The organism is Oceanicola sp. D3, from assembly GCF_006351965.1.
Lineage (GTDB): Bacteria > Pseudomonadota > Alphaproteobacteria > Rhodobacterales > Rhodobacteraceae > Vannielia.
The window spans coordinates 3769220-3781616 of record NZ_CP040932.1; the positions used below are offsets into that span (position 1 = coordinate 3769220).

Consider the following 12397-nt stretch of genomic DNA (forward strand, 5'->3'; position numbering starts at 1 on the left):
TTCATTCTCCTCCTGCGGCACCACCGCCGCGTTTGATCCATCCAAAATAATCGTCCGAGCCCATCTGCCCGCCCTTCAGCGCCAGTTGCAGCCCGGCCAAATCCTCATCCTCCGAATGCGCCTGCAGCAGCGCAGCACCGGGGATCGTCGGGGCCAGTGCAGTAAAGGCAAACAGCCCCAACTCCCGGCTCGCATGGCCGCTTGTATCGCCGCCCGAAATCACCGCACGCTTCAGCCCGGTCTGCCGCAACAGGCGCGCCAGAACCTTACCCAAAGCCGCCCCGATCCGCGCATTGGCCTCTTCCATCCCGCCAGCAGGCACAGCCGCCCGCAGCCGCGCCACCGCCGGGTCATCCGGCCCCTTCGCCGTGTAGATCAACGGGTCGCGCCCCGCGTTGAGCGCCGCAATCGCCGCCTCGTAAACGCCGGCTTCCTCGCCCCGTACAGCCGCCGCCGCATCCAGCTCGATCCCCTCAAATCCATGCGCCTCAGCCCAGGCGATCTGCGCCGCCGTGACGGGCGAAACCGAGCCCGACACCGCCAGCATCCGCTCCACCGGTCCCGCGCTCTCAACCCGGTCTTCTGCGCCAATCCACCCCTGCGCGCGCCAGTGCTCCACCAGCGCGTATTCCACCCCCTGCGAGCCCACGGCGAGCGCTGGCGAGGCATCCCACATCCGCCGCCCGACCACGCCCATATGCGCATCCGTCATCGCATCGAACGACCACACCTCAGCCTCCGGCGTGGCCTCCAGATCCTCCAGCGAAACCAAGCCAAAGCTCTTCGCCGTCTGCTTGCCCAGATGCTCCGCCACATCGCTCTCATCCATCGGCGTCACCGGATGGCGCGCCATCACCGGGTGCCGGTCCAGCCGAAAAACGCCCCCCGGCCCGCTTGCGAACAAGTGACCGAACGCCTGATACCGCCGCATCTTCGGCGCGGCCAAAAGGCAAGGGATGAACGGCCCCCGCACCACCTCTGCGCCCAAATCAATCGCCTTGCCGATCGAGCCCACCTCGGGGGCGGAATCCAGCGTGGAGCAGGTCTTGTAATGCACCACCCGCGCGCCCGTTTCGGTCAAAAACCGGAACACCCCCGGCAACTCCCGCTCCATCCACGCAGGCGAATGCGAGCGCGCCGTGGTTGCCACGCCCACCGCCCGCACGCCGGGAAACCGCGCCAATTGCGCCTCACTCGGCACGTCCAAAAACAGCACTGAGGGCACCCCGGCAAACTCCAGCACCTCCATGCTGGCCGCCGAGCCGGTGAAGTCATCCCCCACCCAGCCGATCAAAATGCCCCCCGGCAGGCTCACCCGAAGGCCTCCAACGCGCCCGCCAACGCGGGCCGCGTGGCCGCATACTCCGCCGCCGGAACGCCAGCAACAGCCGCCTCCCAGGCTTGCCGCAGCGAGGCCACCCCTTCCGCCGGGCCGCCCGGATGCGCCATGATCCCGCCGCCCGCCGCATGGATGCAATCGGCATGGCCGACCCGCGCATAGGTCTCCGCCGCCTGCACCGCCGTCTGCCCCGAGGAGAACACCGGCATCGCCACGCAGGGCTTGTCTTCCCAAAGCGGTGTGCCAACCGATAGGGCCGAAGCCACCACGCTGTCATCGCCTTCCGAGAACTTGTTGCGCAGCCCGTTCACATGCATGTGGTCCGCGCCGGCCAGCCGCCACAGCTTGCTCCAAGCCGGATAATCCCAGCCCAGCATCTCCGCCCGGCTCAGGTAACCCCAGCCGTTGCGATGAGCATGGATCGGCAGGTCAGAATGGCGGGTGAGCGCCAGCAAGCCGGAGAGGCCAACCGAGTTGAGGCTCACCATCGCGCAACTGGCGCCCAACTCGATAAGCAGGTCATGGCGGCGGCGCATATCATCCACCTCGCCGGTGAGGTTGAAGGCATACATCACCCGCTTGCCGGTGCGCTCGGCATGCTCGTTCAACACGCCCATCACCGCGCGGGCGCGGTCGTCGAACGGGCAGTTCGGCCCGTCCGCCTGCAGCTCGTCATCTTTGATAAAGTCGATCCCCGCCGCCGCCAGATCCCCTGCCAGCGCGGCGGTGTCTTCCGCCGTCAGCCCTACCGAGGGCTTGACGATGGTGCCAATCAGCGGCCCGTTTTCTACCCCCGCCATCGCCCGCGTGCCCGCGATCCCGAACTTCGGCCCCGGGTAGGCGTCACCAAAGGCGCGCGGCAGGCGAATGTCGCACAGCCTCAGCCCCGAGAACTGACGCAACTCAAAGAGATTGCCCGCCACCGTCGCCACAAGGTTCGGCAGGTCCGGCCCCAGTGTTGCAAGCGGCCACGAGAGCGTCACCTTCGCCCGCGTGTAGCGCTCTCCTGTCAGCCCGCCGCCCAGCGATGGCTCACCTACCTCGCCAACAATCTCCAGCGCCTCCACCCGCGCCGCCGAACGCTCGCGCAGCTCCGGTGTCTCGCCCGGAACAGCCACGAAGGTGCCAGAAGATTGCTCGCCCGCCATTGCGGCAGCGGCCTTTTCCGGCTCGACCGGGGTTTCGATCAGATAGTCGGCTTCGATGCGTTCACTCATTGGAAGTGATCCTGATGATAAAGTGCGTTTGCCCGCTCCAGATGGTCGCGCATCGCTTGGGCAGCGGCTTCCGGATCGGCGGCGATGATCGCGTCGAGGATCGCGCGGTGCTCTGTCACCGTCAGCGCCTCAAGCCCCACCTTGCGCACCCCTTCCACGTGGAAGTCGCGCATCCAGTCAAAGATCCCGGCGGCGAGGGTCTCGAAGATCGGGTTGGCAGAAATGGCGGCGATACGACGATGAAACTTGCCGTCGATTTCGAGGAAGCGCTCGGGCTCCTCCGTGGCAAATTCCTGCGCCGCGAGCAGGGCCTCCAGCGCGCCGATGTCTGCCTCGTTGCGGCGGCGGGCGGCAATGCGGGCCATCTCGGCCTCCAGCGCGGCGCGGGCCTCCTTGAGGTGGTCCATCGAGGAGGTATGGGCCAGCAGGTGCTGAACACCGGTGCCGAGCTGGCCGATCAGCCCGTCAAGCGAAGGCTCTGCCACACGCGGGCGCCCGCCGTGGCGGATTTCGATGATGCCGCGGTGCTGCAACGCCTGCATCGCCTCGCGGATCGCCGGGCGGCCAATCTCGTAGCGCGTCATCAGCTCGCGCTCCGAGGGCAGCGCATCGCCGGGGCCAAGGCCCTCCGCGCGAATGAGCCGAAGCAGCCGCTCCTGCACCTCGTCGGCCAGCTTGCGCGGTTTGATACCGGCGGATCTATCGTGATCTGGTAAACTCATCATACCAGTTGGTAGCGCAAGCGCCCGCCACAGACAAGACCACCGTCTAAGTCAAACCTCTTGCGCCGCTCTTAACCAGCCCAATGTCGGCTCTGTCGGCCCGCCCGGCTTGTATTCCGCCCCCAGTGGTGCAGACCAGCCCAGCGCCTTCAGGTGCTTGTAAATATGGTCGAAATTCACTTCCCCATGATCCGGAGCGCCCCTGTCTGGCACAGCAGCAATCTGGATGTGCCCGATCATCGGCAAGAGCCGCTCAAGCCGGTGGCTAAGGTCGCCCTCCATGAGTTGTACATGGTAGCAATCGAACATGATCTTCAGGTTCTCAGCCCCCACCTCGGCCAGAATCGCCTCTGCCTGCACGGTGGTAGAGAGGAAATATCCCGGCGCATCGTAGTGGTTGATCGGCTCGATCAGCACGGTCTTGCCCAGCTTCGCCGCGCCCTCGCAAGCATAGCCTAGCGCCTCAACAAAGGTGCCGTGATCGCCGTCGAACCCGGCCATCACATGCACCGCTCCGGTGCCCGTCGCCTCGGAATAGCTCAGCGCCTGATCAATCGCGTCCCGCGCCTCGGCCTCACGCCCCGGCACCGCCGAAAAGCCCATTTCGCCAATTGAGGCATCGCCGCGCGAGACATTCAGGCCGAGCATCTCAAGCCCGGTTTCGGCCAGCGCATCAGCCACCTCTCCGGCAGGGATCGTATAGGGCCAATGGCACTCCACCGCATCAAACCCGGCGGCCTTCGCGGCGCGGATCGCATCTGGCAGCGGCAGTTCACTCCACAAAAACCCGAGATTGGCCGAAAACTTCATGCGTCCCACTCCAGGTTGAATTTTTTGACCAGCGCCTGAACCTGGCCCTCATCCAGCCCACGCGCGTTCATGCCCCGCGTCATCAGCGCCAGCTTCGCCGTTGCTTCCAGCTCTTCCACCGCGTTGCAGGCCGCCTCCACGTCCTTGCCGGCCACAACCGGCCCGTGGTTGGCCAGCATCACCGCGCTGCGCTTGCCCGCCAGCCCCCGCACCGCCTCGCCCATCGCCGGATCGCCCGGCAGGAAAAACGGCAGCAGCTTCACCCGGCCCAGCTGCATAACACCATAGGGCGTGAGCGGCGGCAGAAAGTCATCCTCATCGGCCTCGAGCATCGACAGCGCCACCGAATGGCACGAATGCAAATGCACCACCGCCCCCGCCGTGCCGCGGGTGTCATAAAAGGCCGTATGCAAAGGCATCTCCTTGGTCGGCTTGTCGCCACCCACATGCTGCCCCGCCCCGTCGAAGCGCGCCAGCCGCGCCGGGTCGAGCCGGCCAAAGCTGGTGCCTGTGGGCGAAACCAGCAACCCGCCGTCCTCCGTCCGCGCCGAGATATTGCCGGTCGAACCATGGGTCAGCCCCCGGTCAAACAGCGATTTTGCCAGCAGGCAAATCTGCTCTCTCAGCGCCGTCTCGCTCATGGCAACATTCCCAGCGCGTCGGAAAAGAAGCTCTCGGCCCCGAAGTTGCCCGACTTCAGAGCCAGCGCAATCTCCTCACCGCCGGAAACGCAGCCGCACCACGGCACCCCCGGCGCAATCTCGCGCCCCACATCGAGCCGCGTGACGCCGAGCGCCTTCGTCACCGCGCCAGAGGTTTCCCCCCCCGCCACCACGATCCGCCGCGCGCCTTGGCCCCGCGCCTGCACCGCCAATGCCGCGAGCGCGGCCTCAACCACTTCCCCGGCCCGCGCTGTGCCCAGCTCCCCCTGCGCCCGGCGCACCGCGTCAGGCTCTGCCGTGGCATAGATGATCGGCGCCTTGCCCACGTCCTGCCGGGCCAGCCAGTTTGACGCCGCGCCGTGGCCCTCCGCCGCCAGCACCAGCGGGTCGAGCTTGAACGCCGGTCCGCCATAGGCCGCCACCTGTGCCCGCGTCATCGCCGAGCAACTGCCCGAGAGCACCACCGCCCCTGGTCCCACCTGCGGCGCCGTGGCCTCGCGGGCGCTATCATCCAGCAAGCCCGCCTCGCGGTAGAGCGCCGGAAGCGGCATGGCCAGCGCCGAGCCACCCGTCATCAATGCCATTTCGCGGCCCGCGCGGGCAATCACCTGCAAGTCGGCATCCGCCACCGCATCCACCACAACATGCGCCGGAGCCTCTGCCAGCGCCGCCGCCAAGGCCTCCGCCCCGCGCGCCACGGTGAGCCTGTCCACCAGCCCAACCTCACCCTTCACCTGCGGCGCCAGAAGGCGCATCAGGTTGCTGTCACACATGGGCGTCAGCGGATGGTCCTTCATCGGACTTTCCGCCAAGGGCTGCTGCCCGACGAAGAGGTTGCCCATGAAAACCGAGCGCCCGTTTTCCGGAAAGGCCGGGCAGTAAACTGTCTGCCGCGCTCCGAGCGCCGCCATCAGCGCCTCGGCCACCGGCCCGATGTTGCCTTCTTCCGTCGAGTCGAAGGTGCTGCAATACTTCCAGAAAAACCGCTCCGCCCCGGTGCCCTTCAGCCATTCGAGCGCCGCCAGCGCCTCGGCCACGGCATCGGCCACCGGTTCAGTGCGGATCTTCAGGGCGATCACCTCGAAGGGCGCATCGCTCTCGCCCTCCTCCGGCACTCCGATCCGCAGCGAAACCTTCGCCCCGCTCCGCGCCAGCAAGCCGGCCAGATCGGTCGCACCGGTGAAATCGTCTGCAATCGCCCCGAATATCGCCATGCTATTCCTCGTGAATCCCGTCCGCCGTGAAGGCCCCGCCCTGATACACCACCTGCGGCGCGTCGATGGCAGGCATCTCCTCCATCTGCTCCACCACGGCCCGATACTCCTCCGAGCGGTCCTGCGGCTCCCAGCCGAGATAACCGACCTCGCGATTGTCCCACCAGCCGGTCGCGTTGTTGGATGCACCATAAATGATCGGGCAGCCCAGCTTGGGCACGCGGAAGACGCATTCGATCAGCCGAACGAAGTCATCGTAGCTCATCCAGCTTGCCAGCATCCGGCGGTTCTTCGGCTCGGGGAAGCACGAGCCGATCCGCACGCTGGCGGTTTCGATCCCGAACTTGTTGAAATACATGCTCGCCATCGCCTCGCCGAACACCTTGCTCACGCCATAAAGCCCATCAGGCTTGGTTTGCGCGTTCGCATCGAGCCGGGTTGTCTGCTTGTGGAAGCCCACCGCGTGGTTGGAACTGGCAAAGATCACCCGATTGCAGCCTGTCTTCCGGCAGGCCTCGTAGAGGTTGAAGACCCCGTCGATATTGGCGTTCGAGATCACCTCCCACGTGTCTTCAATCGAGCGCCCGCCAAGGTGCACGATCCCGTCGCAATCCTTCACCAGCTCTTCCACCGCCGCCTTGTCGCCAAGGTCGCACACCACGACCTCTTCGTTCTCGCCGGCCGGTGGCATCTCGACCACGTCAGAAAGCCTTAAGGTTTTCGCCATATGTTTCAGACGGTCGCGGCAAATCGAGCCAAGGCCGCCAGCGGCGCCTGTAATCAGCAGTCGGTTCATCATGGTTGTCTCTCCCTGTCGGTTTTATGAGCGTGGCGGGCGAGGAAGGCCAGAGCCGCCGCCCGCATTTCAGGTGTTTCTCCGTGGCCCGCCTCGGGCTGGAGGAAGGTCGTGAGCCCCGCGCGCGGCAGCTTGGCCAGCGCAGCATCGCGGGCATCCTTTGGTGTCAGCCCATCCCGCTCGCCATGGGCGACGAACATCGGGCGCGGCGCGATCATCGCGGCCACATCGCCCTGATCGCCCTCGCGCAGCAGGCCGGGCACGGTCAGGTAAGGCCCGTGTCGATCATGCGTGCCGCTGGCGATGAGCGGCGCAATATCGGCGAGCATGGTGATGTTCACATGCCCCGCCACGCGCCGCTCCAGTGCGGCCAGCCACATGGCCAGCGCCGCACCCATGGAGACGCCCCAAGTGTAAATGCGCGTGCCGTCCACGCGCGGATCGGCGGCGAGATGCTCGAAAGCCCCGCGTTGGTCGGCCAGCATACGGGCAAACAGCGAGCCGCCCCGCCAAGCTTCCGCCTTGGCCAGCGCAGATTCGGTTCCCTCGCCCTGCCGCGCGCCAAAGCCGGGCATGTCGACGCAATACACCGCAAACCCCGCCGCCGAGAGCGCCGCGCCGGGCGGGCCATCGGTCCAGCGTGCGCCGCGGTTAACCTCTTCTTTACCAAGCGCGTAATCCCCGCCGTGGGCGTGGCAATATAGCACCGCCGGATGCGGGCCATCCCCTTCAGGGCAAAGAAAAACTCCGCTCGACAAGGGCTCCGCCGCCGTCCATCCCACCAGCGCTTCGAAGCTCATCAGGTGTATCCGTAAGACCCGTCAGGCCGCACCGGCAGCTTGCGCTCCCAGTGGATGTAACGGTCGGAGGCCAGATAGTCCTCGTCGATCTCCACCCCCCAGCCGGGCCGATCAGGCCGCAGCTCCAAATGGCCGTCCACCGGCAGGTAAGGGTCCGCGACATAGGCCGCCTTGTCTTCCGGCTGCCCCATCTCTCGGCTGAGGTAGGCGACGGTGCCGGGCAGCCGGTACTCGAGGATTTTGAAGTTGGGCTGCGCGGCGCAAAAGTGCACGTTCACCGCCGTCGCCAGCGGCCCCATCGGGTTGTGCGGCGCCACGTTAACATAATGCGCCTCGGCAATCGCCGCGATCTTGCGCATCTCCAGCAGCCCGCCAACAGCGCAGATATCGGGCTGGATGATGTCGGCCCCCTTCACCGCGAGCAAACGGTTGAATTCAAATCGCGAGTAAAGGCTCTCCCCGGTCGCCAGTGGCACCTTCAGCTGGCGCTTCAGATCCCCCCAGGCCTCGATGTTCTCCATCCGCATCGGCTCTTCGTAAAACAGCGGGCGGAAGGCGGCGAGCGCATTGCCCATCTCAACGGCTTGGTACGGCTCGAAGAGGCGCGCATGGGCGTCGAAGGCAAACTCGGCATCCGGGCAAAGTCCCCTGAGCTCGGCCACCCAGTCTTCCGTCGCCGCCACAACCTTGTGCCACGGCTCGGCATGGATATCGCAGCGATAGGGCGAGAGCTTGAAGGCGGAAAACCCCCATTTTTCCGAGTGTTCCACCACATGGTCGCGCACCGCCTCGGCCTCTGGCGCGGAATAAACGCCCTGATACACTCGCACCCGGTCCCGCACATGCCCGCCGAGCAGCTTGTAAACCGGCACGCCCAGCGCCTTGGCCGAAATGTCCCAAAGCGCGTGGTCGATCCCGGCAATCGCGGCCAGCCCCAGCGCACCGGGCGGAAAGCGGCTTTGTTGCAGCAGCTTCAGCACCAGCCGCTCGATCCGCGTCGGGTCTTCGCCTTCGATCTGCAAGTAGAGATAGTCCAGCAAGGGCGGCAAGGCGCGATCCGGCCCGTGGTTGTAACACTCGCCCCAGCCGGTGATCCCCTCGTCGGTATCAACGGCGACAATCACCCGGGGGCGGTTGCCATCGCGGCTCATGAAACTGCGAAGCCCGGTGATCTTCATCCCGCAAACCTCGCCTGCGGCACCCCGGTTACGCCCAAGCCGGTGACGGCAAACAGGTTGCCATCCAGCGCGTCCGGAGCGTCAGAGCCAATCGAGGTGACATAGAGCACATCAAGGTTCGCCCCGCCAAACATCGGCTTTGTCGGGCGCTCCACCGGCATGTCGATGATCCGGTCAACCTTGCCCTGCGGCGTGATCCGCACCAACTGCCAGCCGCTGATCCCGGCCATCCAGTAGCAGCCATCGGCATCCACCGTCCCGCCATCGGGCCGCCCCGCTACCTCGCGGGTATCAAAGAAAACCCTGCGGTTAGAGGGGGTTCCGGTTTCGGTGTCATAGTCGCAAGCCCAGATGGTGCGCACCTTGGCGTTGCTGTCAGAATAATAAAGCGTGGTGCCATCCGGGCTGAAAGCGAGGCCATTGGTGGTGTAGACCTTGTCGAAATGCTGGGTCACCGAGCCGTTTGGATCCAAACGATAGAACTGCCCGATCTCTTCGGGGTCACCACCGTCCTTCATCGTCCCGGCCCAAAACCGGCCCTGCATATCGGTGCCGCCATCATTGAAGCGGTTGCCCGGCATGTGGGCCTCCGGGTCCGTGAGGAAAGTGCGCGTTAAGGTTTCCGGCTTAAACTGATAAAAACCTGACTTGGCCGCCACGATCAGCCCACCAGCCTCGCGCCGTGCGATGCAGCCCACCGGCTCGCCAAAGTCGAACACCTCATCGCTGCCGTCTTCACGCGTGCAATGGATCTTGCCGCCAGAGATATCGGCCCACCAAAGCGCCTGGTCGCTCACATCCCAAACCGGCCCCTCGCCCAGCTGCGCGCGCGCAGGCACAGCCACCTCCACCGAAACTGCCATGCCTCACTCCCCCTTGAAGACGCGCCGCTCGGACGCCTCGATATGCTCTGCCATCGCTTTTCGCGCGGCCTCCGGATCACCTGCCGCGATCCCGTCAAAGATGCGCCGGTGCTCGCTGACCATCGAGATCTTGCCCTGCCGATACCCCGTAACACCGAGGCTGCGGACGAACTTTCCGATGAAGAACATGTGCGAGCGGAGCATCTGGAGGGTATCAAGTAGGAAGCGGTTGTCAGACAATTCTGCGATTCGCACATGGAATCGCGCATCCATCTCGATGGTGGACGTCTTATCGCGCACACTTTTCTCCATGCTCACCAGCATCGCTTCCAAGGCCACCACCTCTTCCGGCCCGGCCTTCAGCGCTGCCAAGCCGGCGCTCTCCACCTCCAGCATTTTGCGAAACTCGATGTAGGAGGCGATGTCGTCGATGCTCTGAAGCGGCGCATATCCGTCCGACCCGCTCTGCCCGCCGCCGCTAACAAAGGATCCGGCCCCCTGGCGCGACACGATCAGGCCATCTTCGCGCAATCTTGCAAGGGCTGAGCGGATCACCGGGCGAGACACACCATGCTCCGCCGAAAGGTCTTTTTCGGCGGGCAGCTTTTCGCCCAGCGTGTAGTGACCGCTGCGAATCTGTTCGAGCAAACGCTCGTACACCTCGCTCTCCAGCCGCCCTGCGCGCACTGTTTCGCCCCGGGCGGCGCCGTCGTTGGCCATAGTATCCATATGCAATTCTCCCGCCGCAGCTTTAGCACGACCTGACAAGTTACAACATTTGAAAATTTGTTTGACAAGTGGCGCCGCGGAATGTTGACCTTGCGACGCTGAGACTCGGAAGAGCGAAAGCACAGGGAGGAAAATCCATGACACGAAATTGGCGATTCTCGTCAGTAGCCGCGCTTGCCGTCGGCGTATTCATGCATCCATTCATGGCCGAGGCGGGTGAAGCGCCTGCATTGGCCGAGGCCGTGGCGGCGGGCAATTTGCCCCCACTGGAAGAGCGGCTGCCCGCGCAGCCCGAAGTGGTGACAGGGCTCGAGAGCATCGGCTCTTACGGTGGCAAACTTCGCCGGATGCTGGGTGGCTCGAACGACCACAACTCTATCCTGCGGATCATCAGCCCACAGGGCCTCACCCGCTGGAAGGCCGACTTCTCGGGCGTTGTGCCGAACGTGGCCGAAAGCTGGGAGACCAACGAGGATGGCTCCGAGTTCACCTTCAAGCTCCGCGAGGGCATGAAGTGGTCGGACGGCGAGCCTTTTACCGCCGATGACATCCTGTTTTTCGTCAACGACCTGTTGAACAACGAAGAGTTCTACCCCAACGCCCCCGCCCGCTTTGTGGTGGCTGGCGAGCCGATGCAGGCCGAGAAGGTGGATGACCACACCATCACGCTGAAGTTCGCCGCGCCCTACGGCACCTTCCTCACAGAGCTGGCCACGCCGCTCGCGCAGGAGCCGGTGCTTTGGGCCAAGCACTACTGCCAGCAGTTCCACCCCGCCTATAACGACAATGTTCAGGCCATGGTGGACGAGACCGAAGCGGTCGAAGACTGGCCCGCGCTTTACCGCCTGAAGTGTGGCGAGGTAGAGGCCCCCAACCGCTGGTCCAACCCCGAGCGGCCCACGCTCGACCCGTGGGTGGTGACCGGTGAGGGCTATTCCGCTGGCTCGACGCAGGTGGTGATGGAGCGCAATCCCTACTTCTGGCAGGTCGACGAGGAAGGCAACCAGCTTCCCTACATCGACACGCTGGAGATGGGCGTGGCGCAGGATAACGAGGCCCTCGTGCTTGAGGCCATCGCTGGCAACATCGACTTCCAGCGCCGGAAAATCTCGAACCCGGCGAACAAGCCGGTCTTTGCTGAGAACGCCGAAAAGGGCGGTTTCGAGATCCTCGACATGATCAACTCGAACTCCAACTCGATGGCGATCCACTTCAACCATACGCACAAGAACCCGCAGATGCGGGAGCTGATCCGCAACAAGGATGTGCGCGTGGCGCTGAGCCTCGGGATCGACCGCGAGGAGATCATCGACATCGTCTACCAGGGCCAAGGCGAGCCCTACCAGATCGGGCCAAGGCCGAGCCACGTGCTCTACAACGAGCAACTGGGGCGTCAGCACACCGAGTATGACCCGGACCGGGCCAACGAGCTGCTTGATGCAGCGGGCTATGCCGAGAAGGACGATGAGGGCTACCGCCTCTTCCCCGATGGCAGCCGGATCGTGTTCAATGCGCAGTACACCGGCGTGGAACAGCCCGATTGGGGTGACAGCCTCGAGATCATCAAGGAGCAGTGGGAAGAGATCGGCATCGAGCTGAACTCGTCTTCTGTCGAACGGTCGATCTACTACTCGCGCGGCGAAGCCAACGAGCATGACTTCATGGTCTGGGGCGCGCCCGGCGGGCTAGACCCGACGCTCTCTCCGCGTGATGTGCTCGCCGTGCATCCGCAGGCCAGCTGGTTCGGCATCCCGTGGACCCGTTGGTATCTGTCCGGCGGTTCGGAAGGCGAAGAGCCGACCGAGAGCATGAAGAAACGGCTCGCGCTCTATGACAGCTTCAAGCAGGAGGCCGATCAGGAGAAGGCGCTGGATATCTTCCGCCAGATTCACCAGGAGGCCGCCGACGAGATGGAAATCATCGGCATCTCGCTCGCTCCCAACCTTGTGGGCGTGGTGAATAAAGACTTGAAGAACGCGCCGCGCAGCCTGCCCTCGTCGTGGATGTATCCCGACCCGGGCCCGACCCTGCCGCAAACCTGGTATTGGCCCGAGAGCTGACCTGAAC

12 protein-coding genes are annotated in these 12397 nt (G+C 64.8%); 1 reads left to right on the top strand and 11 read right to left on the bottom strand.

All coding sequences use genetic code 11. The features are described 5' to 3' along the window. Window position 1: 1 nt before the first annotated feature. Genes FHY55_RS18965 through FHY55_RS19015 form a run of 11 tightly spaced genes read right to left on the bottom strand, consistent with a single transcriptional unit; the run spans window position 2 to window position 10330 of the window. Complete coding sequence (locus FHY55_RS18965; RefSeq protein WP_140015678.1) at window positions 2-1315, bottom strand: four-carbon acid sugar kinase family protein; 1314 nt, start codon at window positions 1313-1315, stop codon at window positions 2-4. Continuing rightward, on the bottom strand, window positions 1312-2556 hold the full coding sequence (locus FHY55_RS18970) for a ribulose-bisphosphate carboxylase large subunit family protein (RefSeq protein ID WP_140015679.1): 1245 nt from the start codon (window positions 2554-2556) through the stop codon (window positions 1312-1314). Before FHY55_RS18970 ends, FHY55_RS18965 begins: the two co-directional genes overlap by 4 nt. Next, window positions 2553-3278, bottom strand: coding sequence for a transcriptional regulator NanR (gene nanR, locus FHY55_RS18975; protein WP_168223061.1), 726 nt, complete (start codon window positions 3276-3278; stop codon window positions 2553-2555). Before nanR ends, FHY55_RS18970 begins: the two co-directional genes overlap by 4 nt. Before the next feature lie 51 nt (window positions 3279-3329). Continuing rightward, window positions 3330-4088, bottom strand: coding sequence for a hydroxypyruvate isomerase family protein (locus FHY55_RS18980; RefSeq protein ID WP_140015681.1), 759 nt, complete (start codon window positions 4086-4088; stop codon window positions 3330-3332). Further along, window positions 4085-4729 (bottom strand): aldolase, encoded by a 645-nt coding sequence (locus FHY55_RS18985; RefSeq protein ID WP_140015682.1) that lies wholly within the window; start codon window positions 4727-4729, stop codon window positions 4085-4087. The genes FHY55_RS18980 and FHY55_RS18985 overlap by 4 nt, the downstream gene beginning before the upstream one ends. Beyond that, window positions 4726-5964 carry a 3-oxo-tetronate kinase gene (gene otnK / locus FHY55_RS18990; protein ID WP_140015683.1) on the bottom strand — a complete coding sequence of 413 codons (1239 nt, stop codon included), beginning with the start codon at window positions 5962-5964 and terminating at the stop codon, window positions 4726-4728. Before otnK ends, FHY55_RS18985 begins: the two co-directional genes overlap by 4 nt. 1 nt (window position 5965) lies before the next feature. Further along, entirely contained in the window at window positions 5966-6763 is a 798-nt protein-coding gene (locus FHY55_RS18995) for an NAD(P)-dependent oxidoreductase (RefSeq protein WP_210410515.1), read from the bottom strand. Next, window positions 6760-7560, bottom strand: coding sequence for a S9 family peptidase (locus tag FHY55_RS19000; RefSeq protein ID WP_140015684.1), 801 nt, complete (start codon window positions 7558-7560; stop codon window positions 6760-6762). Before FHY55_RS19000 ends, FHY55_RS18995 begins: the two co-directional genes overlap by 4 nt. After that, window positions 7560-8738, bottom strand: a complete 1179-nt coding sequence (locus FHY55_RS19005; protein ID WP_140015685.1) for a mandelate racemase/muconate lactonizing enzyme family protein — start codon at window positions 8736-8738, stop codon at window positions 7560-7562. The genes FHY55_RS19000 and FHY55_RS19005 overlap by 1 nt, the downstream gene beginning before the upstream one ends. Next, window positions 8735-9601: an SMP-30/gluconolactonase/LRE family protein gene (locus FHY55_RS19010; RefSeq protein ID WP_140015686.1), complete on the bottom strand. Its 867-nt coding sequence runs from the start codon at window positions 9599-9601 to the stop codon at window positions 8735-8737. The genes FHY55_RS19005 and FHY55_RS19010 overlap by 4 nt, the downstream gene beginning before the upstream one ends. Before the next feature lie 3 nt (window positions 9602-9604). Continuing rightward, a complete protein-coding gene (locus FHY55_RS19015) occupies window positions 9605-10330 on the bottom strand; it encodes a FadR/GntR family transcriptional regulator (protein ID WP_140015687.1) in 726 nt (241 codons plus the stop codon). A 137-nt stretch (window positions 10331-10467) separates the two neighbouring features. Here FHY55_RS19015 and FHY55_RS19020 point away from each other — a divergent pair, with 137 nt between their 5' ends. Then, window positions 10468-12390: an ABC transporter substrate-binding protein gene (locus tag FHY55_RS19020; RefSeq protein ID WP_140015688.1), complete on the top strand. Its 1923-nt coding sequence runs from the start codon at window positions 10468-10470 to the stop codon at window positions 12388-12390. The last annotated feature ends 7 nt before the right edge of the window (window positions 12391-12397 follow it).